The organism is Synechococcus sp. WH 8016 (genome assembly GCF_000230675.1).
Lineage (GTDB): Bacteria > Cyanobacteriota > Cyanobacteriia > PCC-6307 > Cyanobiaceae > Synechococcus_C.
Genome location: NZ_AGIK01000004.1, coordinates 58,903 through 77,471, shown reverse-complemented (window position 1 = coordinate 77,471; position 18,569 = coordinate 58,903). Strand labels below are relative to the sequence as shown.

Below are 18,569 nucleotides of genomic sequence, written 5' to 3'. Positions count from 1 at the left end.
TTCGCGTTCTCGCCTTTAACATCTGTTCATTGTTGGGTCTGGTGCATGCCTGAGCGCACGCTTCGTTTCCGAATTCGTCCTGATGGCCGCGTCGAGGAGCAGGTGGAAGGCGTTGAAGGCGACGCTTGTCTGCAACTGACGGAACGGTTGGAATCAGTTTTAGGCACGGTGGAACGCCGGCAGCCAACGTCTGATGCCTACGTCACAACCCAAACCCAGTCCCAGTCCCAGTTCGTCGAGCCCTCCTGATGTCCCATTTCAGTACTGTCAAAACCGAACTTCGCCAGCGGGAGTCTTTGGTCTCCGCTCTTGAAGATCTTGGTTATGAGCCCAAACAGGGAGGCCATTCCGTTCGCGGATATCGCGGCCAAACCGTGGAGGCTGAGCTATCGGTGACCGTTCAGGACTCTGCTGATTTTGGGTTCGTTTGGAACGAAGCCAATGGTGCCTATGAGTTCGTGACCGATCTGGATTTGTGGCGCCAGTCCATGCCAGTTGAGAGATTTTTGTCTCGTCTCACCCAGCGCTATGCCCTCAACACGGTGTTGAAGGCTTCCCTCACCGAGGGCTTCGCTGTTGCCGAACAGCGCGATTGCCAGGATGGATCAATCGAACTGGTCGTGACCCGTTGGGATGCCTGATTCGCAGCGGGCGGGGGGGCAATCCGTGAACGACTCGACCGGTAATTCTGCTGCTGCTTACAGCGCTTCCTCCCTTGAGGAGGATCATCAATCCACCGGCATGGAACCCGTACTGGGTGGTGCCCTCGCCGAAAAAGCTGTCTGGGTTGACGAGGCTGTCTGCATTGGTTGCAGGTACTGCGCTCATGTGGCCTGCAACACCTTCATCATTGAGCCAAATTTGGGGCGCTCCCGTGCGGTTCGCCAGGACGGTGACAGTTCTGCGCGAATTCAAGAGGCGATTGAAACCTGCCCTGTGGACTGCATTCACTGGGTTGCCTTTGACGACCTCAAGGGCCTCCAATCCCAGCTGGATTCTCAGGAGCTTCTCCCCCTAGGGCTTCCCTCACCGGCTCGTCCAAGACGGATTCTTCCTCGGCAGTCTCAAGACTGAACTGCGATGTCATCCCTGGCTCTCCCGGCTTTGCCAACACGACGCTTTGGTCGCACAGAGCTGGCCATGCCCGTTTTGTCCCTGGGCGGCATGCGTTTTCAGCAAAGCTGGTCGGATCTTGAGGCGAATGGGATTACTCAGGAGTCTCAACGCACGGTGGAGGACACCCTCCGCCGTGCGGTAGAGCTTGGGTTTCACCATCTGGAAACCGCGCGTCATTACGGCAGCTCCGAACGACAACTGGGCTGGGCCCTTCCCCTTACCCCCGATCCAGATCGCATCCTTCAAACCAAGGTGCCGCCTAGGGAGGACCCTGCGGTGTTTGAAGCCGAGCTTGAACTCAGCCTGGAGCGCTTAAACGTTCAGCGCATTGAGTTGCTGGCCATCCATGGCATCAACCGCTTGGATCATCTGGAGCAAACGCTGCGACCAGGGGGCTGTATGGAGGTGGTCCGCCGCTGGCAGCGAGAGGGCCGGATCGACCATGTGGGCTTTTCGACCCATGGTGAAACCAGTGTCATCGAAGCTGCGATCAACTCCGATGCCTTTGATTACGTGAACTTGCATTGGTATTACATCCGGCAAGACAACGCCCCCGCGTTGAACGCAGCTCAACGTCACGACATGGGCGTGTTCATCATTAGCCCCACCGATAAAGGTGGCCATCTGCATACCCCTTCACTGCTTTTGAAGCAGCTCTGCGCTCCCCTGCACCCGATCGTGTTTAACGATCTGTTCTGCCTGCGTGATCCCCGCGTTCACACCATCAGTGTTGGCGCATCCAGGCCGGGTGATCTTGATCTTCATCTTGAGGCTGTGGGGCAACTCGATAGCGCTGAAGCGCTGATCGCTCCGATTCAAGACCGTTTGCATGCGCAAGCTCTGCGGGCTCTTGGTGAACCTTGGCTGATGACCTGGCGTGAGGGGTTGCCCCATTGGAAAGACACGCCAGGGGGGATCAACCTCCCTGTGTTGCTCTGGCTCCACAATTTGATGGAAGCTTGGGATCTAGAGGGTTATGCCCAGGCGCGTTATGGAATTCTTGGTCATGCAGGACATTGGGCTCCTGGTGCGAACGCCGATGCTTTTGATCAGGAGGTCAGCGAGAGTGAGCTCCGCTCTGTTTTGAACCAAAGCCCCTGGGCTGAAACGATTCCAGGCATCCTGAGGGGATTAAAGGAAAGGGTGGGCGGCGTTCCTCAGGAACGCTTGTCGTCAGCCTGAGTCCCGAGGGGAAGACGGCTGGGGAGTCCAACGGGTCGGGGATAGCTCTTGGGGCAAGGTGCCAAGGGTTCAATTCGAATCAATGTGCGCAGCCCCCGATCGGCTGGCAGGTTGATTTGCTTGCAGTCGGCAAGTTTGGCTTTGAGTGGAACCAAGGCTCGTTTGAGGTTTGTTTCGTCGTCGTCGCTCCAATGGCCGCGATAGAGGAGCGCCTGGCCTTGAAGGCTCAAAAGGGGCACGAGATACTCCGCTACCACCGGGGGTGTGGCGACGGCTCTGGCCATCGCTAAATCGAACGTCCCACGACAAGCCCGCTCCTGACCGGTCACCTCTACGCGCTCGGTGCGCACGTCCACGCGCTTTCCTAAGCCAAGGGCGTTGGCCATGGCTTCCACCGCTGCAGTTTTGCGGCCGACGGAATCGACAAGGGTGAGCGTGGTTCCGGGTAGGGCGATGGCGACAGCCAGTCCAGGGAACCCACCTCCCGTTCCTACATCGATGCAGCGACGGGTCAGATCGGGGGTGCGTAGCTCCTTTTCAAGAGGCCAAAGGCTGTCAAAGACCTGGGCGATCCAGAACTCTTCGTTCTCCACCAAACGGGTGAGGTTCACCCTGCTGTTCCAATGGCGCAGCAGGGCTTGCAGCTCTTTGAGTTGCGAGAGCTGGGTGTCATTGGGTTGCCAACCCAGGCAGTGCCATAGGTCAGGCCCGGCCTCAGAAAAGGTGTTTGCTTCTGGCATGGCTGCCAGGGCAGCGACTCTTCCTACAATGCACCTTCGTGATTCGGCTCGAAGAAGACCTGATGTCGGCCTCGACCCATTACGAACGGTTGGGAGTCGGCCGTGGAGTCGACGCCGAGACGCTACGTCGCGCCTTTCGACGGCTCAGTAAGTCGGTTCATCCCGACACCACGACCTTGCCGGCCGCAGAAGCAGCGCGCCAATTTCAGCTGTTGCGTGAGGCCTATGACCAGTTGGCGGATCCCTCGTTGAGGCGGCTCTATGACGCTCAATTAATCCAGCAGGATCAGCTCTGGCAACAGCAGCACGCTCCGCTCCCATCCCCAGCCGTGTCTTCTGCAACAGCGATTGGTGAGCGGCGACCCCTCTCAGGAGGGGAGTGGTTGTCGCTGTTGATGTTGCTCGGGGCCTTGCTTTTGTGCCTATCGCTGGGAGTTGGGGTCGCCTGGAGTCGGGGCATGGAGCTTCAGGTTCAGCCCAGTTGGCTGGTGGCCGAGCAGACTCAAGACGAGCCGTTGATTAGGGATGTCCTTGATGGTGTCGATGCCTCCAGCCGAAACTCCTTTGAATCAGCACTCGCTCCAAGCTCTTGAGCATTGGCTCCAGCAGCTTGGAGCGCAGCGGCTAGACAACGATCCGTGTGGCTGGTCATGGCAGCAGGAGGGATGGACGGCTGAGATCCGTCTGCAACAAACGGATCTCGCGGTGATCTGGAGTCCGAATGAGGCGCCTCGCCCCTGCGTGTTCCCCTATGGACTGTCCCGCGCTGATGTCGAGGCGGCCCTGCGTCTAGGGCCCTGAGAACTCAGTTCTTTGCTTGTGTTTGCAGAAGGTCGAGCGCTTCCTGGAGCACGGAGTAGCAGTGATCGAGCTGCTCATCGCTAATGCAAAGCGGTGGAAGCAGATACACCACCTGACCAAGAGGCCGAATCAGGACGCCCCGGTCTCTCGCCAGCCGGCGCAGCACTATTCCAGCAGGGTTGAGGTAACCCTCTGCGTCTGTGACGACGAGATCAAAGGCTGCGATGGTCCCTGTCACGCGAACACGCTTGATGCCTGGGTGGCGTGCCAATCCCTCTAGGCGCGATCGATGTCTCGCCTCAAACCCCAGGTATTTCTCTGGTTCTGCTTCGAGGAGATCCAGACTGGCGTTCGCTGCCGCACACCCCAGGGGGTTGGCGGTGAAACTGTGGCCATGCCAAAGCGTCAAGCTCGGGTCCTTGCCAACGAAGGCGTCGAAAACAGCGCTGCTGGCCATGGTGATTCCCATGGGAAGAAATCCAGCGGTTAGGCCTTTGGATAGCGCGACGAGATCGGGTTTGACCCCTGCCCGTTGGGTCGCCAAAAAATCACCGCAACGTCCAAATCCTGTCAGGACTTCGTCGGCGATCAACAAGGTTCCAGCGTTGCGAACACGCTTTTCTACCTCTTGCAGAAAGGTTGGACGCACCATGCTCATTCCTCCCGCACCCTGGACAAGCGGCTCGAGGATCACCGCCGCGGTGGGTGTCTTGAGGGCTTGTTCGAGCTGGTTCAGGGCCGTTTGTTCATGCTGTTCAACCTGATCGTCGTCCCACCAAGTTGCCGGCCATGGGATGCGGGCGACCGGAAATAACAAGGGGTCAAAGGGTTCACTAAACAGGCTGCGCGCTCCGACGGCCATCGCTCCAAACGTATCTCCGTGATACGCGCCGTCGAATGCGATGACCTGCTGCCTGGGCTCTCCTTTGTTGTGCCACCACTGAATCGCGATTTTGAGTGCCACCTCAACGGCGGTGGAACCGTTGTCGGAGAAAAACACCCGCTCCAATCCGGTTTTGGCTGCTAACCGGTCGGCGAGCCGTTCCGCTTGAGGGTGCGTGAATTCAGCGAAAATAACCTGCTCAAGGGTTTCGGCCTGACTAGCGATGGCAGCTGCGACATGGGGGTGGGCATGCCCATGCAAGGTGACCCACCAGCTGCTGATTGCATCGATTAACGGAGGCCCTTCATCGCGATAAAGAAGGGCACCATCTCCTCGAAGCACTCTCTCTAAGGGAGGCGTTGTCGAGACCTGGGTGAACGGAGGCCAAAGGTGGGGATGGTGGTTCTGAGGCACTTCGTCGTCGCAGCTGCCAGTGGATGGATTCGTCTGTGCTGATGTCAGCGGCACATCTCACTGTTTTGTTCCGCTTCCGTGGCGATCGGGCCACAGTTAAACCAACGCACCAGTCCGACTTCGACGTCGGTGAATAACACCAAAATCCCCGCGCAAAGGAGGGCTACAGCCACGGCGGCTCCGGTCTGACGGCGATTCATCTCGAAGCCTGTAAACGATTGATCTCGGCTTCGACCTTAGCTTTCACGTTCTGAACATGCCATTGCCTCGCTAGGGCCGCGGCATTGAGTTGTTCGAGCGGTGGTAATTCGCACAGCAAAGGAATATGGCCGAGTTCGTTCAGGGTGCGGGGGTTGTCGGCATGGGCAGGTCCATTGATCACCAGCCCAAGGATCGGAATGTTCCGTTTCCTTAGGGCTTCCAGGCTGAGAAGCGTGTGGTTCAAAGTGCCCAGTTCACTGCGGGCTACCAACACCACCGGAAGCTGCCACCGTTCCAATTGTTGGATTTGTAACCACTGGCGTGTGAGTGGCACCATCAGGCCTCCAGCGGTCTCCACGACCAACGGCCCAGCGATGGCTGGCAGTTGGAGCTGGTCTGGATCGATGCATTTTCCCTCTCGTTCCGCAGCCCAGTGCGGAGAGACGGGAGCTTGAAATGCATAGGCTTCTGGATGCCATCGCTCCTTTGGAAGCTCGAGAAGATCGATCACCCGTTGACGATCACCACCGCCTTCGGTTCCGCTTTGGACCGGCTTCCAATAGGTGGCTTCCAAGCCTTGAACAAAGAGGGCGCTGACAATCGTTTTCCCGACATCGGTGTCTGTTCCGCAAATCACCAATCGAAGCGGAAGCGTGTTCATCGCTCGAGCACCAGGAGTTGGATCAACCAGGTCAATCTGACTTGCCCTTGAGCAGAACGCTCAGGCCAGTGGGCGCTCAGCTGACGCCATTGCTTCACGCTGAGAGCGGAGCGCGTGCTGCTGCCCGCTCCAATGGTTTGCATGGGCCGCAGCAGAGCTGTGATCTGGCTCGCTTGTTCGCTGAAGCGGAGCTGCTGTTGGTGTCTGATCTGCTGTTTGGGTAACGACGCCATCAACGCTTCGCTGGCTGGGAAGCGCAGTGCTGAGCAGGGGACGGCCGCTTGGCGTGCGGCCGCGTGCCATTGCGGGAAGCAGCCTTCAACCGGCAGCGCCACGATTAACCAGCCACCTGGGGCTAAACACTCGAACCAGTGCTGCAGTCTTGTGCCGGGATCGGACAACCAGTGGAGGCAGAAACTGGAGGCGATCAGCGTTGGAGCGTCGTCCCAGGCTTGGAGGGACTGATTTAAATCCCACAGCTGCGTGTGGTCTGGACGGGAGTTGCGGGCCAGCATGGACGGGCTGCCATCGATGCGCTCCACCACCCTGCCGGGGTTGCGTTGTTCGATGGCATCGGCAAGCAATCCCGTTCCACTCCCGAGATCCAACCAGCGTCCTGATGGAATGGGTAAGCGCTGGCAGTGCCCGGCGAGTCGCCAGGCCATGGCCGTTTGCAGACGGGCGGCCCGGTTGTAATCGCTTGCGGCGCCATCGAAGCTTCGTAGAACCTTCGCTCCCCAGGTGTTGCTCATCGCTCTTCAGGGGGCTGATCAAGCCAGTGTTGGATGCGCATCAGAAGATCTGGCACCAACAGGGCATGCCCGCTGCCGGGCATGAACCAGTGCTCCGCTGGATGCTGCAGGCGGGTTTGAACGGCATCGCGCAGTTCTTGTCTGGCGGCAGGCACCACGATGGCGTCTTGTTCTGCTTCCACCACCAGCACTCTGCTGGATGCCTGCAGCCCTGGCGGTAACTCTGCGCTGGCGATGAGCAGATCCAAGTCGTCGGTTAGGCGTTGACGGCCCTCGGGCGACAGCCCCTCATGGATGGGGCCGCGTGGAAGGCCGTCTGCTGGCGATGGCGCTGCCGCCCGCCTCAAAAAGTTCGTGAGCATCTCGGCTTCAGCGTCGCTATCAAGGCAGCGGCGCATGCCCTTCAAGCCTGTTTTGAGAGCGCGACCTTTGGCTCCTTGCGGCACAAATCTGGAAAAGCTTGCAAGCAACACCACATCGGTGGCGTGGGCGAGCACGGCATCCGGGAGCAGATGCGGTCCTAGGGAGTGAGCAATCACCACGCGGCGTTGCCGTTCTGTTGGCTCTTGATCGTCTTGCCAAAAGGGCATGTGCTCCTGGCGTTTGCCATAACCCCGTTCACCGCTTTGCCAAGACCAGTGGTGATGGTTGAAATGCCGGATCCAGGACACCCATGAATGGCTGTCTCCGCTCCAGCCATGCATGGCGATGACCTGTTTCATCGGGTCCTATCAGCCCAAAGAAAGGGCGTGCAGCAGTGCGTCCAATGTCCCATCGGGCAGGTTCCGACGCACCACCAGACGGAGCCGTGCCGTTCCTTCGGGCACGGTGGGGGGGCGGATGGCAATGCTCAACAGCCCTTCGGCTTCGAGGGTTTGTTGGCGGTCGAGAGCTGCTTGGTCTGGACCGATCACCAGGGGGAGAATCGGACCGATCCCACCTGGACGCGTCCAACCAGCGGCAGCGAGAGCTGAGCGCCAGTGTTGGCTCGTTGCGATGAGCTCTGTCGACCAATGGGGATGGCGTTGCATCAGCGTTAATGCAGCGAGAGCGGCCGCGGCAAGGGGTGGTGCCAACGCCGTGGTGTAGCGAAAGGCACCACTGGTTTGGAGCAGGGTTTCGCCGAGATCCCCATCGCAGGCCAGAAACGCTCCGCCGCTTCCAAAGGCTTTGCCGAAGGTGCCACTGAGCAGAGTGACGGCCTTGGTCGGTAAGGCATGGCTGAGACCACGTCCCCCATCCCCCAGGACGCCCAGGGCATGGGCTTCATCGACCAGGAGTCGGGCAGCATGGCTGGAGCAGAGCTCTGCCATGGCACTCAGGTTGGGACTGGTGCCCTCCATGCTGAACAGGCTCTCCGTGATCACCAATGGCTGCTGCCCTGGGTGTCGATCCCGGCAGCGCTCCAGCTTGCGGTTGAGATCGATGAGGTCGTTGTGGGCAAAGCGCTGAAGCTTGGCACCACTGGCTTGCACGCCTGTGAGGAGGGAGTGATGGCAGAGCCGGTCCGCCAGAACTGGCGTATGGCGATCGGCAAGGGCAAGAACGGCGGCCAGATTGGCTTGAAAGCCGCTCGGATAGAGCAGAACGCGATCTCGATTCAACCAGTGCGCGAGCTCTTGCTCGAGTTGGTCATGCACCGGGCGGCTGCCGCTCACCAGCCTGGACCCACCGGCCCCCACGCCGCTTCGTTTGATTTCCTCTGTCGCTGCCGCGATGAGCTCTGGGTGCTGAGCCAGATTGAGGTAATCATTGCTTGCTAAATCCACCAGACACGGCGACGCTTCACCGCCTTGATCGGTTGCGTTGACCGGCAGCAGCCCCGATCCATCTGGATTGGGCCTCCAGGTGCGTAGCTGGCGTCGGCGTGCTTGAGACGGGCTGCTCATGGGAGTCAGTTTGCTGCTCTCTGCTCGCACAATCCCTAGGATCCAACCATGGTGTCACCGGATGTTTCCCAGCTGTTCCCATTCCCTTTGGATGGGTTCCAGTTGGAATCGATTGATGCCTTGAATCAAGGGCATTCCGTTGTTGTGAGTGCGCCCACGGGATCAGGCAAGACGCTGGTGGGCGAGTACGCCATTCATCGGGCCATTGCCCATGGCCAAAAGGTCTTTTACACAACACCGCTTAAGGCCTTATCCAATCAAAAGCTGCGCGATTTTCGTGAACAGTTTGGGGCTGAAAATGTTGGCCTGATGACCGGTGATCTGAGCGTTAACCGCGAGGCACGGGTGGTGGTGATGACCACCGAGATTTTCCGCAACATGCTGTATGCAGAAGCGGATGAGCATGACGATCCGCTTGCCGATGTGGAGTCGGTCGTGCTCGATGAGTGCCATTACATGAATGATTCCCAGCGGGGAACCGTCTGGGAAGAATCGATCATTCACTGTCCGCCTTCTGTCCAACTGGTGGCGTTGTCCGCCACCGTTGCCAATGCGGGGCAACTCACCGATTGGATCGAGAAGGTGCACGGTCCCACGCGTCTGGTGCTCAGTGATTTTCGTCCTGTGCCTCTGCAGTTCAGTTTTTGTAGTGCGAAGGGGCTCCATCCACTTTTGAATGAACAGGGGACTGGAATCCACCCCAATTGCAAGGTTTGGCGTGCGCCAAAAGGGCACAAGCGCAAAGGTCGCTCGCCAAGACCGCCTCAGCCGGAAGCACCGCCGATCAGTTTTGTGGTGGCGCAAATGGCGCAACGGGAGATGCTCCCCGCCATCTATTTCATCTTCAGTCGCCGTGGTTGTGACAAGGCTGTTCGCGACCTAGGGGTGCAGTGCCTGGTCAGCGAGGCCGAGCAAGCCATTATTCGGGACCGGCTTGAGGCTTATACAGCCGCAAATCCGGAGGCCGTTCGCGATGGTTTGCATGCTGATGCCTTGCTGCGCGGGATCGCATCCCATCACGCTGGCGTGCTGCCTGCTTGGAAAGAGCTGATCGAGGAGTTGTTTCAGCAGGGGTTGGTGAAGGTGGTGTTTGCCACCGAAACATTGGCAGCGGGCATCAATATGCCGGCGCGCAGCACGGTGATCGCATCCCTTTCGAAGCGCACCGAACGGGGGCATCGCCCCCTCATGGCCAGTGAATTTCTGCAAATGGCTGGGCGCGCCGGCCGTCGAGGCTTAGATACCCAGGGCTATGTGGTGACTGTTCAGAGTCGATTTGAGGGGGTGCGTGAGGCGGCTCAGCTGGCCACGAGCCCTTCTGATCCTTTGGTGAGTCAATTCACCCCCAGCTACGGCATGGTGCTCAACCTGCTGCAGCGACATGACTTAGCCAAGGCCAGAGAGCTGGTGGAGCGGAGCTTTGGTCGCTACCTCGCCAGCTTGGATTTGGTGGAGGAAGAAGACCATCTGGGTGCGTTGCGGATGCAGCTTGCCCAACTGCAAGGCACGGCTGGTGACGTGCCTTGGGAAGACTTTGAGGAATACGAAAAACAGCGTGGCCGTGTCCGCGAGGAGAGGCGTCTGCTCAGGATTCTTCAGCAGCAGGCAGAAGAAACCCTGGCCCACGAACTCACGATTGCCCTCCAGTTCGCAAGCGTTGGAACGTTGGTGAGCCTTAAATCTCCCCGGCTGCGAGGAGGGGTCACGCCGGCCGTGATCGTGGAGAAATGCGATGGCCCAGGGCAGTTCCCATTGTTGCTTTGCCTAACGCAGGACAACGTCTGGATCCTGTTGCCCTGCCAGGGGGTGGTGAGTTTGCATGCGGAATTGAGTTGTTTGCAGGTTGATGGCGTGACGTCGCCTGATCTCAGCCGTTCTGGTGAGCTCCGTCATGGCGATCAGGACAGTGGCCGTTTGGCTTTGGCGGTGGCTCATATGGCAAGGCGTCATGACATGACCACCGCTCAGTACGACTTGGCTGGCGAAGTGTTGTCGCAAGTGCGCCTCGTCAAGGAGTTGGAAGATGAGCTGGAAGAGCATCCGGCTCATCGCTGGGGGGATCGCAAGCAACTCAAGAAGCACCGGCGACGCATGGAAGATCTTGAGCATGAAATTCGTGAGCGCGAGCAATTGCTCCATCACCGCTCCAACCGGCACTGGGAGACCTTTTTGGCTCTCATTGAGATCTTGCGGCACTTTGGCTGCCTGGATGCGTTGGAACCTACGGAGATCGGTCGCACCGTTGCCGCTCTTCGTGGCGACAACGAGCTCTGGCTTGGCCTGGCACTGATGAGCGGTCATCTCGACGAGTTGCCTCCAGCAGAACTGGCCGCAGTGTTTGAGGCCATCAGTACGGAGGTGAATCGGCCAGATCTTTGGAGCGCATTCCCGGCGCCTCCTCTTGCAGAAGAGGCCCTGCATGATTTGTCGGGGATCCGTCGGGAGCTTTTGCGGGCTCAGGAGCGCTTCAAGGTGGTGGTGCCAGCTTGGTGGGAGCCTGAATTGATGGGATTGGTGGAGGCTTGGGCCAAGGGGACAACCTGGAATGATCTGATCGCTAACACCTCTTTGGATGAAGGAGATGTGGTGCGGATCATGCGGCGCACGGTGGATCTATTGGCCCAGGTGCCTTACTGCGAGGCGATTAGTGAGCAGCTGCGCAAGAACGCCCGTGCGGCCTTAACCGCGATTAATCGCTTCCCTGTGGCGGAGGCTGATCAGCTGCTCAAGGCCGCGGCTGCCGAATCCAGCGGTCTCAATGCGGCCACGGAGCGGGCTGCCTGAACGGGTTAAGGGTGTGTCATCGCCGCGGGATCGACAATTCGATCGAACTCCGTCGCATTCACATAGCCCAGCTCTAGGGCTGCATCGCGCAAGCTTGTCCCCTGCTCGTGGGCGTATTTTGCGATCGCACTGGCCTTGTCGTAACCGATCACAGGAGCCAGTGGAGTGACGAGCATCAGGGATTGCTCTACATCGCGTTGGATTCGACTGCGGTTGGGTTCAATGCCTTCCACCATGGCCACTCTGAAGGAATGGCAGGCATCGGTAAGCAGCTTGATGGTTTGCAGCAGGTTGAAGCCGATCAGGGGTTTGTAGACATTCATTTGCAGGTGACCTCCGGCACCGGCCATCGCAACGGCTGCATCGAGACCGATCACCTGGGTGCAAACCATGGCCATCGCCTCGCACTGCGTGGGGTTCACCTTGCCAGGCATGATCGAACTGCCTGGTTCGTTCTCAGGTAAGTGCAGTTCCGCTAGGCCGGCGCGTGGGCCGCAGGCGAGGAGACGGAGGTCGTTGGCGATCTTGAGCAAGCTCACTGCGAGGAGTCGCAGCTGGCCCATGGCATTCACCAGCCCGTCATGGCTTGCCATCACCGCAAACTTGTTGGGAGCCGAGACCAAGGGCAAGCCGCTCAGCCGCGCCAGTTCAGTCGCTGCCTGGTCGGCGAATCCTTCCGGGGCGTTCAGGCCTGTTCCAACGGCGGTGCCGCCGAGCGGGAGTGGGTACAGCTCCTGCAGCGCTGCTTCAATGCGCTTCCCGGCACTGCCGAGTTGATCGCGCCAGGCTGAGGCCTCTTGGCCAAGGGTGAGCGGCACCGCATCCTGCAGGTGGGTGCGGCCAATCTTCACGATGTCCTGCCAGGCTTCACTCTTCCCGGCGAACGTCTCGCTGAGTCGTTGGACTTCCGGCAGCAGTCGGTGTTGGATGCCGGCGGCGGCGGCAATGTGGATCGCTGCTGGGAAGGCGTCGTTGGTGGACTGAGAGCGGTTGACGTGATCGTTTGGATGAACAGGCTGATGGCTGCCTAAGGGCTCTCCTTCGCCCTGGGATATCAGGTTGCTGATCACCTCATTGACGTTCATGTTCGTTTGGGTGCCGCTACCGGTTTGCCAAACCCTCAGGGGGAATTGATCGTCGTAACGGCCCTCGGCGATCTCACTCGCCACTTTCACGATCAGGTCGCGTCGGCTGTCATCCAACACTCCCAGGCGAGCATTCACGATTGCTGCCGCTTGTTTGATCTGCGCTAGGGCATGGATCAGTTCAACAGGAATGCGGTCATCGCTGATGGCGAAGTTTTGGAGAGACCGCTGGGTCTGTGCCCCCCAGAGGGCCTTAGCTGGCACCTCGACCGGTCCCATGCTGTCGTGTTCAGTCCTAGTTGTTTGGGTCATCACTTGGCGTCAGGGCGAAGCACCAGCACGATGATGAGCAGCATCCCGCTGACGCTCACCACCACGTAAATCCAGTCGGCATAGGGCGTCCAGAACATTGACTCAGAGGCCGAGTCGATCCCAGACCACTCCCAGATTGGCCTGGTGCAGCTGGGTGCTGAAACACTCCGCCAATTGATCTGCGCTGAGCTTGTTGCTCACCTCGGGATCGCTTTGAAGGTTGGCGCGGAAGTCGCCACCGTTGGTGTTCCAGGCGCTGTGGGCGTTGCGCTGTACAACTTGATAAGCATCCTCCCGGCTCATTCCCCCATCCACGAGGGCGAGCAGGACCCGTTGGCTGAAGACCACGCCTCCGTAGACGTTCATGTTGCGGACCATGTTCTCTGGGTAAACCCCGAGGCCAGAGATGACGGCGGTCATCTCTCGCAGCATGAAGTGCAGGGTTGCAGAGCAGTCCGGCAGCATCATCCGCTCTGTTGAGCTGTGGCTGATGTCACGTTCGTGCCAGAGAGCCACGTTTTCCAGGGCAGCTACCACATAGCTGCGCAGCACGCGCGCTAACCCGCTGATCCGTTCGCTGCGAATCGGGTTGCGTTTGTGGGGCATGGCCGAGCTGCCTTTTTGCCCCTTAGCGAAGCTTTCTTCGACCTCCAGAACATCGGTGCGCTGCAGGTTGCGAATTTCGGTGGAGAAGCGATCGAGCGAGGCCCCAACCAGGGCCAGCACCTGCACGTAGTCCGCGTGGCGATCGCGAGAGATCACCTGGGTGCTCGCCGTGTCGGGAGTGAGGCCGAGAATGTCGCAGGTGATCTTCTCCACCTCTGGATCCGTATTGGCGTAGGTGCCCATCGCTCCGCTCACCTGGCCTACGGCCACATCACGCTCCAGGCGAGCCAAACGTTCACCATTGCGGCGGGTTTCAGCCAGCCAGCCAGCCAGCTTGAAGCCAAAGGTGATCGGTTCTCCATGGATCGCGTGGGAACGGCCGATCATCACGGTGGCTTTGTGTTCCACCGCCAGCTTGGCAATCGCGGCGTCCAAGGCGGCCAACTCTTGGCGCAGGAGAGCGACGGAGGCTTTCAACTGCAGCGCCAGGCCCGTATCGAGGACGTCGCTACTGGTCATGCCGACGTGGATGTAACGCCCGGCATCGCCAACGTGCTCGTTCACATTGGTCAAGAAGGCGATCACGTCATGGCGAACCTCGGCCTCGATCTCAAGGATCCGCTCCGGTTCAAACGCCGACTGTTCGCGAATCGTTTGCATCGCGTCCTTGGGGACACGACCAAGCCTGCAGTTGGCCTCACAGGCTGCAACCTCAACATCCAGCCAACTTTGGTATTTGGCCCGGTCTGTCCAGATCTCGCCCATCTCGGGCAGGGTGTATCTCTCGATCAAGGGCCAGCGCGTGGCGACAACTCAACCAATGTATGGCGCTGAAGGCTGGGATATGGCGTGTGGCGTTAAGCAGAGGTGAGGCGGCGATGCTCCACTTCCCACTGAACGTTCTGTCCCCAGGCTTGCTGACGGACCCAGCACAGGCCTCCCCGACATTCGATCACTTGAAAGGGGGGGAGATCCTTGGGGTGGTTATCGAGGGTGACAAATGAGCCTGGAGCCAAGAGTTCGAGGACGCGGTTCGAAGCCCCCCTGGACTTGCGACAGAATCTGGCCCGAAGGGATGGGCGGCGTCCGCTTTTGATATTGAAGACGTTGTTGGCTGACACGGACTTGCGTGCGGCTTGCGAAGATCTTCAGGGAGGTCTGCGGAACTCGGGGAGGAACTCCGGTATTTGTTTCGGTTTCACGGTGCTTTCATGTCGAAATGGCTCGTAAACAGCGTTTAGATCTCCACATGCTGACGTTGGGTTTGGCGGCATCTCGTCAGCAAGCGCAACAACTCATTCGCGCCGGCAAGGTCAGAGACCATCGCGGCCAGCTGCTCGATAAACCAGGTCACACGGTTTTGCTCGATCTTGCGTTGATCGTGGAGCAGCCTCCTCGGTTTGTGTCGAGAGGGGGTGAAAAGTTGCTGGCAGCGTTGGAGGCTTTCCCTGTCGAGGTGGAGGGGCGCACCTGCCTTGATGGAGGAATTTCGACGGGTGGCTTCACCGATTGTTTACTGCAACATGGTGCCCGTCAGGTGTATGGCATCGACGTTGGCTATGGCCAGACGGCCTGGAGTTTGCGCACGGATGAAAGGGTTGTGCTCAGGGAGCGCACCAATTTGCGCCGATTGAGCGCAGCTGAGCTGTACGGGCCTGATGACGTTCTTCCCACCCTGGCTGTCGCAGATGTGTCGTTTATTTCTTTGGCACTCGTGCTTCCGGCGATTCGCGCCTTGTTGGAACCGCAGGGAAGCGAAGCCTTGGTGTTGGTTAAGCCTCAGTTTGAGGTGGGACGCGAACGGGTGGGGAAAGGCGGAGTGGTGCGAGATGGTTTGGCTCACAGGGATGCAATTTCATCAGTGATCTCCGCGGCACACTCCCAGGGCTGGAATGCCCAGGGAGTTGTGGGGTCTCCGATTACCGGTCCAGCCGGCAACCACGAGTACTTGTTGTGGTTAGGCGAGCATGATCAAGACCACCTCTCTGATGAAGTGGTTCGGAAGGTGGTTCAGGAGACCCTGCAATCAGAGGGCTGAACTGTCGCGATCGCCTGTGCGAATGCGCACCACGGTTTCGACTGGGGAGACAAAAATCTTGCCATCGCCGATCTCGCCTGTTTTTGCTGCTTCTGCAATGGCGTTGATCACATCATCGACGCGGTCATCGTCGATCACCACCTCAACTTTCAGCTTCTGCAGAAACTCAACAGTGAATTCAGAACCGCGATAGCGCTCCACTTGCCTCTTCTGACGACCGAATCCGCGCACTTCGCTCACGGTCATGCCGACGATGCCGGCATTAACCAAAGCCAACTTGACATCTTCAAGCTTGAAGGGACGGATGATGGCTTCGACCTTTTTCATGGAATTGTTGAGTAATCGATCTTTCGAGTGTGTCAGGAATTGAGCTGAGATGACAGGGCCGGAAGAGGAGAAAGGTTCAATCCGGCGTTCGAAGCGTCCTCAATCAGCTCATCGACATTGGCTGGGCTCAGCGTGGCAAGGCCCTCAGCCAGAAGCTCCCAATGGGACTTTTCAAAATGCGTTTGGAGCCAGAGCATGCCGTGGACACTCTCAGGCTGGAGTCGGAAGGCCTGTCCTTCGCTAATCAGTCTGAGATCCATCGCATACACATCCATTTGAGAACCATTAGGCCTGCATTTCGGCCTGTGGGTTGTACGCGTTGATACCAAATCAAACAGCACAGAGGTCCACGCAGCGGTTGTGGATGGCTGGCTTTAAGGTCGAGCGCTGAAGATTTCCGTATTCGTTTTATGAGCAACCCCGGCACTGAGCTCACCAAAACTCCGCTGTATGGCGAAAGGGCTATTGCAGATGCCGAGTTGATCTGTTTCGACAACCCAAGGCCTGGGCGCCCCTATGAGGTGTCGATCGAATTGCCAGAATTTACCTGCCTCTGCCCGTTCTCTGGTTACCCGGATTTCGCTGTGTTGCGCTTGATTTATCAGCCGGGACCTCGGGTGGTCGAGCTGAAAGCGATCAAGTTGTACGTCAATCATTACCGCAACACTTCGATCTCTCATGAAGAGGTGGCGAACAAAATTCTTGATGATCTCGTTACGGCCTGTGCCCCTGTATGGATGGAGCTAGAAGCTGATTTCAACCCTCGTGGCAACGTTCACACGGTTGTGAGGGTCAGTCATGGGAGCCGTCAACCCTGCTGATCAGGACTGGTAATTCAGCCGCGAAGCCAGCGAGATTGCGATTGCATAGTCCGCCGATGTGCAGCTTTCTGTGGGATGGCTGCAAGGTTTCTGGGTCAAGCACGGCCCAGAGTTGTCGGGTTGCGATCAAGCTGAGCCCTCCGCCAAGCAGTGTGATCGCAAAGCCTGCATAAACCAGTGGGACGCCAGGGTCACGCTTAAGGAGCAGTCCGCTGGCGGGCATGATGTCGGCCACCCTCAGGGGCAATCCTTTGATTTCAGTGGATGCTCCGCCAGGTCGCAGGTTGCCGAGCAGCGATCCGTCGGCATCGAACACCTGAACAGGGCCTTGTTCGCTGCTTGTGCTCATCAGCACTGGCTCAGATCCATCCGGCCGTGTGGGAAGCACCAGACCCCAAATTTGTTCACCGAGTTCGGGAAAACTCCGAAGAGGTAATTGCAATTCAGGGCTCTTACCAATTTGCACGGTGATCGCAGCCAGCGACCAATCCGCTTGATAGACCGTCATCCCTCGATAGCGGAGTGGATGATTCACGCTGATCATGCGCTGCTCTGAGGGGCCTCCTGGCGGATCGAGCCTCAGCGTTGAGCGAAATTGTTCTGTGCGTCCTGCTGGATCACGCTCAATCGCGAAGCGCTCGAGGGTGAGCGAGAGCCTGTTGTTTCCAGACGGGTCTAGAAGATCGAGAGCTCGGCCAGGGGCAAGGAAGCGTTCCAAGCGATTTCCAGCCAGTGCTCCCCATGCAGCCCCGATAAGCAGCAGGACCAAGCCGGTGTGAACCAACAGGGGGCCTACCTTGCCAATTACGCCGCGCCGCGCCGCAAGGCGATCCTCATGCCTCTGGACCGCCCAGCCTTGCTGCTGGAGGTGGGAACTCAGCGCGTCTAGGGCCGATGCACCGTTGGAACAGCGAATTGATTCGGCCAGTGCCAACTTGCTCAGCTGCCTGGGTTGGCGATAGTCAATCCAGCGCATTGTGGCGAGCAGCGCTGGCCATTGACGACGCCAGCTGCAGAGGATCAAGGCCAACCCCAGCCAAGCCAAAAGGCTTAAAAACCACACGCTGGAATAGATGCTGTCCAGCTGCAGTTGCAACATCTGCTCGCCGTTGATCAATCCGAGCCATGGGTCCGCATTGAAACGCTCGAGATACAAATCAGGCGCTTCGTTCTGCGGAAGAATGGTCCCAAGGGCACTGGCTCCTGCAATGAGCAGAAGGAGCAGGATCGCCAAACGAAGATCGGAGAGCAGCGCGAAGAGTCGGCGAAGTGCAGGCATCGGATCAGGTCAATCTCGCTAACAAGGTGAGAGTGCCTGTGGCAAGAAGGATCACGCCACTGATCGGTGGAACCCACCGGCCGATGGGACGTAACGCCAGCAAGCGCGGCAGGGAGGCTGCCAAGTTGCCCGCAAGCAGGAGAGGCAGCACTTGACCTATCCCAAAGCTTGTCAGCATCAGTACGCCGAGAAGGGGGCGACCCGTGCTGGCAATCCAGCCGAGCAGGACGGCGAGTACGGGGGTTGTGCAGGGTGAAGCAGCAAGCCCAAATGCCAACCCGGCTGCCACCGGGGCAAGCGGAGCGGGCACCCTGCTGGTCCAACGCATCGGGTCCGGCCCGGCTGGAAGGGGAATTCGAACCACTCCAAGCAGATTGAGTCCCATCACCACTGCCAACGCCGCAACAAGGGTTGGGATCAAACCGGGAACTTGACCGTAAATGCGGCCGAGCAAACCACTCAGGCTTCCCAGCACGACCAGGGCGCCAACGATGCCAGCGCAAAAGGACAGGCTGCGTTGCCAAGGTTTCTGCTGGCTATCAAAGCCTGCTAAGTAGGCGAGTGTGATTGGCAGCAACGACAGGGAACAGGGGCCCAGGCTGGTTAGAGCTCCTCCTGCAAAGACAAGAGCCACCGTGATGGGACCAGGCTGCTGCAGCGCATGGCTGAGCAGTTGCT

24 protein-coding genes are annotated in these 18,569 nt (G+C 58.9%); 9 read left to right on the top strand and 15 right to left on the bottom strand.

Annotated elements, in window-relative coordinates; all coding sequences use genetic code 11:
* The first annotated feature begins 45 nt into the window (after nt 1-45).
* Genes SYN8016DRAFT_RS10410 through SYN8016DRAFT_RS10395 form a run of 4 tightly spaced genes read left to right on the top strand, consistent with a single transcriptional unit; the run spans nt 46 to nt 2,298 of the window.
* Entirely contained in the window at nt 46-249 is a 204-nt protein-coding gene (locus tag SYN8016DRAFT_RS10410; RefSeq protein WP_006854357.1) for a DUF2997 domain-containing protein, read from the top strand.
* Complete coding sequence (locus SYN8016DRAFT_RS10405; protein ID WP_006854356.1) at nt 249-641, top strand: DUF1257 domain-containing protein; 393 nt, start codon at nt 249-251, stop codon at nt 639-641. Before SYN8016DRAFT_RS10410 ends, SYN8016DRAFT_RS10405 begins: the two co-directional genes overlap by 1 nt.
* On the top strand, nt 634-1,074 hold the full coding sequence (locus SYN8016DRAFT_RS10400) for a ferredoxin (RefSeq protein ID WP_006854355.1): 441 nt from the start codon (nt 634-636) through the stop codon (nt 1,072-1,074). Before SYN8016DRAFT_RS10405 ends, SYN8016DRAFT_RS10400 begins: the two co-directional genes overlap by 8 nt.
* 6 nt (nt 1,075-1,080) lie before the next feature.
* A complete protein-coding gene (locus SYN8016DRAFT_RS10395) occupies nt 1,081-2,298 on the top strand; it encodes an aldo/keto reductase (protein ID WP_006854354.1) in 1,218 nt (405 codons plus the stop codon).
* Here the strand turns inward: SYN8016DRAFT_RS10395 and rsmG are convergent.
* Nucleotides 2,274-3,038, bottom strand: a complete 765-nt coding sequence (gene rsmG / locus SYN8016DRAFT_RS10390) for a 16S rRNA (guanine(527)-N(7))-methyltransferase RsmG (protein WP_006854353.1) — start codon at nt 3,036-3,038, stop codon at nt 2,274-2,276. The genes SYN8016DRAFT_RS10395 and rsmG overlap by 25 nt on opposite strands.
* 62 nt (nt 3,039-3,100) lie before the next feature.
* Here rsmG and SYN8016DRAFT_RS10385 point away from each other — a divergent pair, with 62 nt between their 5' ends.
* Both SYN8016DRAFT_RS10385 and SYN8016DRAFT_RS10380 read left to right on the top strand, forming a co-directional pair.
* Complete coding sequence (locus SYN8016DRAFT_RS10385) at nt 3,101-3,631, top strand: J domain-containing protein (RefSeq protein WP_038014590.1); 531 nt, start codon at nt 3,101-3,103, stop codon at nt 3,629-3,631.
* Nucleotides 3,603-3,839: a DUF3143 domain-containing protein gene (locus SYN8016DRAFT_RS10380; protein WP_038014464.1), complete on the top strand. Its 237-nt coding sequence runs from the start codon at nt 3,603-3,605 to the stop codon at nt 3,837-3,839. The genes SYN8016DRAFT_RS10385 and SYN8016DRAFT_RS10380 overlap by 29 nt, the downstream gene beginning before the upstream one ends.
* A gap of 4 nt (nt 3,840-3,843) precedes the next feature.
* Here SYN8016DRAFT_RS10380 and bioA read toward each other — a convergent pair whose 3' ends face one another.
* From bioA to SYN8016DRAFT_RS10355, 6 genes are read right to left on the bottom strand one after another with little or no spacing between them, the layout of a single operon-like run.
* A complete protein-coding gene (gene bioA, locus SYN8016DRAFT_RS10375; RefSeq protein WP_038014588.1) occupies nt 3,844-5,136 on the bottom strand; it encodes an adenosylmethionine--8-amino-7-oxononanoate transaminase in 1,293 nt (430 codons plus the stop codon).
* Between the two features lie 44 nt (nt 5,137-5,180).
* On the bottom strand, nt 5,181-5,336 hold the full coding sequence (locus tag SYN8016DRAFT_RS15565; protein WP_006854349.1) for a hypothetical protein: 156 nt from the start codon (nt 5,334-5,336) through the stop codon (nt 5,181-5,183).
* Nucleotides 5,333-5,998, bottom strand: coding sequence for a dethiobiotin synthase (bioD, locus tag SYN8016DRAFT_RS10370; protein ID WP_006854348.1), 666 nt, complete (start codon nt 5,996-5,998; stop codon nt 5,333-5,335). The genes SYN8016DRAFT_RS15565 and bioD overlap by 4 nt, the downstream gene beginning before the upstream one ends.
* Nucleotides 5,995-6,750, bottom strand: coding sequence for a methyltransferase domain-containing protein (locus SYN8016DRAFT_RS10365; RefSeq protein ID WP_006854347.1), 756 nt, complete (start codon nt 6,748-6,750; stop codon nt 5,995-5,997). The genes bioD and SYN8016DRAFT_RS10365 overlap by 4 nt, the downstream gene beginning before the upstream one ends.
* Complete coding sequence (locus tag SYN8016DRAFT_RS10360) at nt 6,747-7,472, bottom strand: alpha/beta fold hydrolase (RefSeq protein ID WP_006854346.1); 726 nt, start codon at nt 7,470-7,472, stop codon at nt 6,747-6,749. The genes SYN8016DRAFT_RS10365 and SYN8016DRAFT_RS10360 overlap by 4 nt, the downstream gene beginning before the upstream one ends.
* Nucleotides 7,473-7,481: 9 nt before the next feature.
* Nucleotides 7,482-8,639: an aminotransferase class I/II-fold pyridoxal phosphate-dependent enzyme gene (locus SYN8016DRAFT_RS10355; RefSeq protein ID WP_006854345.1), complete on the bottom strand. Its 1,158-nt coding sequence runs from the start codon at nt 8,637-8,639 to the stop codon at nt 7,482-7,484.
* Between the two features lie 48 nt (nt 8,640-8,687).
* Here SYN8016DRAFT_RS10355 and SYN8016DRAFT_RS10350 point away from each other — a divergent pair, with 48 nt between their 5' ends.
* A complete protein-coding gene (locus SYN8016DRAFT_RS10350) occupies nt 8,688-11,423 on the top strand; it encodes an RNA helicase (protein ID WP_006854344.1) in 2,736 nt (911 codons plus the stop codon).
* A 5-nt stretch (nt 11,424-11,428) separates the two neighbouring features.
* Here SYN8016DRAFT_RS10350 and fumC read toward each other — a convergent pair whose 3' ends face one another.
* The 4 genes from fumC to SYN8016DRAFT_RS14585 form a co-directional block, all read right to left on the bottom strand.
* A complete protein-coding gene (fumC, locus tag SYN8016DRAFT_RS10345; RefSeq protein ID WP_006854343.1) occupies nt 11,429-12,820 on the bottom strand; it encodes a class II fumarate hydratase in 1,392 nt (463 codons plus the stop codon).
* The gene (locus SYN8016DRAFT_RS10340) at nt 12,820-12,918 is read right to left on the bottom strand and encodes a hypothetical protein (protein ID WP_006854342.1); all 99 of its coding nucleotides are present in this window, start codon (nt 12,916-12,918) and stop codon (nt 12,820-12,822) included. Before SYN8016DRAFT_RS10340 ends, fumC begins: the two co-directional genes overlap by 1 nt.
* A 4-nt stretch (nt 12,919-12,922) precedes the next feature.
* The gene (gene purB, locus SYN8016DRAFT_RS10335; protein WP_038014459.1) at nt 12,923-14,218 is read right to left on the bottom strand and encodes an adenylosuccinate lyase; all 1,296 of its coding nucleotides are present in this window, start codon (nt 14,216-14,218) and stop codon (nt 12,923-12,925) included.
* Nucleotides 14,219-14,283: 65 nt separating this feature from the next.
* Complete coding sequence (locus SYN8016DRAFT_RS14585) at nt 14,284-14,547, bottom strand: hypothetical protein (RefSeq protein ID WP_071778052.1); 264 nt, start codon at nt 14,545-14,547, stop codon at nt 14,284-14,286.
* Between the two features lie 98 nt (nt 14,548-14,645).
* On the opposite strand from SYN8016DRAFT_RS14585, the gene SYN8016DRAFT_RS10325 reads away from it, so the two are divergent.
* Nucleotides 14,646-15,464: a TlyA family RNA methyltransferase gene (locus tag SYN8016DRAFT_RS10325; RefSeq protein WP_006854339.1), complete on the top strand. Its 819-nt coding sequence runs from the start codon at nt 14,646-14,648 to the stop codon at nt 15,462-15,464.
* Here SYN8016DRAFT_RS10325 and SYN8016DRAFT_RS10320 read toward each other — a convergent pair.
* Both SYN8016DRAFT_RS10320 and SYN8016DRAFT_RS10315 read right to left on the bottom strand, forming a co-directional pair.
* Nucleotides 15,453-15,791, bottom strand: a complete 339-nt coding sequence (locus SYN8016DRAFT_RS10320; protein ID WP_006854338.1) for a P-II family nitrogen regulator — start codon at nt 15,789-15,791, stop codon at nt 15,453-15,455. The genes SYN8016DRAFT_RS10325 and SYN8016DRAFT_RS10320 overlap by 12 nt on opposite strands.
* A 32-nt stretch (nt 15,792-15,823) precedes the next feature.
* Complete coding sequence (locus SYN8016DRAFT_RS10315; RefSeq protein WP_038014455.1) at nt 15,824-16,051, bottom strand: hypothetical protein; 228 nt, start codon at nt 16,049-16,051, stop codon at nt 15,824-15,826.
* A gap of 150 nt (nt 16,052-16,201) precedes the next feature.
* On the opposite strand from SYN8016DRAFT_RS10315, the gene queF reads away from it, so the two are divergent.
* On the top strand, nt 16,202-16,612 hold the full coding sequence (gene queF / locus SYN8016DRAFT_RS10310; protein WP_006854336.1) for a preQ(1) synthase: 411 nt from the start codon (nt 16,202-16,204) through the stop codon (nt 16,610-16,612).
* On the opposite strand, the gene SYN8016DRAFT_RS10305 is transcribed toward queF, so the two are convergent.
* Together SYN8016DRAFT_RS10305 and SYN8016DRAFT_RS10300 are read right to left on the bottom strand one after the other, a co-directional pair.
* A complete protein-coding gene (locus SYN8016DRAFT_RS10305) occupies nt 16,584-17,891 on the bottom strand; it encodes a cytochrome c biogenesis protein ResB (protein WP_006854335.1) in 1,308 nt (435 codons plus the stop codon). The two genes, queF and SYN8016DRAFT_RS10305, sit on opposite strands and share 29 nt — an antisense overlap.
* 4 nt (nt 17,892-17,895) lie before the next feature.
* Nucleotides 17,896-18,564, bottom strand: a complete 669-nt coding sequence (locus SYN8016DRAFT_RS10300) for a cytochrome c biogenesis CcdA family protein (RefSeq protein WP_170952851.1) — start codon at nt 18,562-18,564, stop codon at nt 17,896-17,898.
* Nucleotides 18,565-18,569 lie beyond the last annotated feature (5 nt).

Bases quoted from the DNA above. Each gene is read 5' to 3' on its own strand.
- SYN8016DRAFT_RS10410 (WP_006854357.1), top strand. From the start codon at position 46: ATGCCTGAGCGCACGCTTCGTTTCCGAATTCGTCCTGATGGCCGCGTC.
- SYN8016DRAFT_RS10405 (WP_006854356.1), top strand. From the start codon at position 249: ATGTCCCATTTCAGTACTGTCAAAACCGAACTTCGCCAGCGGGAGTCT.
- SYN8016DRAFT_RS10400 (WP_006854355.1), top strand. From the start codon at position 634: ATGCCTGATTCGCAGCGGGCGGGGGGGCAATCCGTGAACGACTCGACC.
- SYN8016DRAFT_RS10395 (WP_006854354.1), top strand. From the start codon at position 1,081: ATGTCATCCCTGGCTCTCCCGGCTTTGCCAACACGACGCTTTGGTCGC.
- rsmG (WP_006854353.1), bottom strand. From the start codon at position 3,038: ATGCCAGAAGCAAACACCTTTTCTGAGGCCGGGCCTGACCTATGGCAC.
- SYN8016DRAFT_RS10385 (WP_038014590.1), top strand. From the start codon at position 3,101: ATGTCGGCCTCGACCCATTACGAACGGTTGGGAGTCGGCCGTGGAGTC.
- SYN8016DRAFT_RS15565 (WP_006854349.1), bottom strand. From the start codon at position 5,336: ATGAATCGCCGTCAGACCGGAGCCGCCGTGGCTGTAGCCCTCCTTTGC.
- bioD (WP_006854348.1), bottom strand. From the start codon at position 5,998: ATGAACACGCTTCCGCTTCGATTGGTGATTTGCGGAACAGACACCGAT.
- SYN8016DRAFT_RS10365 (WP_006854347.1), bottom strand. From the start codon at position 6,750: ATGAGCAACACCTGGGGAGCGAAGGTTCTACGAAGCTTCGATGGCGCC.
- SYN8016DRAFT_RS10360 (WP_006854346.1), bottom strand. From the start codon at position 7,472: ATGAAACAGGTCATCGCCATGCATGGCTGGAGCGGAGACAGCCATTCA.
- SYN8016DRAFT_RS10355 (WP_006854345.1), bottom strand. From the start codon at position 8,639: ATGAGCAGCCCGTCTCAAGCACGCCGACGCCAGCTACGCACCTGGAGG.
- SYN8016DRAFT_RS10350 (WP_006854344.1), top strand. From the start codon at position 8,688: ATGGTGTCACCGGATGTTTCCCAGCTGTTCCCATTCCCTTTGGATGGG.
- fumC (WP_006854343.1), bottom strand. From the start codon at position 12,820: ATGACCCAAACAACTAGGACTGAACACGACAGCATGGGACCGGTCGAG.
- SYN8016DRAFT_RS10340 (WP_006854342.1), bottom strand. From the start codon at position 12,918: ATGTTCTGGACGCCCTATGCCGACTGGATTTACGTGGTGGTGAGCGTC.
- SYN8016DRAFT_RS10325 (WP_006854339.1), top strand. From the start codon at position 14,646: ATGGCTCGTAAACAGCGTTTAGATCTCCACATGCTGACGTTGGGTTTG.
- SYN8016DRAFT_RS10320 (WP_006854338.1), bottom strand. From the start codon at position 15,791: ATGAAAAAGGTCGAAGCCATCATCCGTCCCTTCAAGCTTGAAGATGTC.
- SYN8016DRAFT_RS10315 (WP_038014455.1), bottom strand. From the start codon at position 16,051: ATGGATCTCAGACTGATTAGCGAAGGACAGGCCTTCCGACTCCAGCCT.
- queF (WP_006854336.1), top strand. From the start codon at position 16,202: ATGAGCAACCCCGGCACTGAGCTCACCAAAACTCCGCTGTATGGCGAA.
- SYN8016DRAFT_RS10305 (WP_006854335.1), bottom strand. From the start codon at position 17,891: ATGCCTGCACTTCGCCGACTCTTCGCGCTGCTCTCCGATCTTCGTTTG.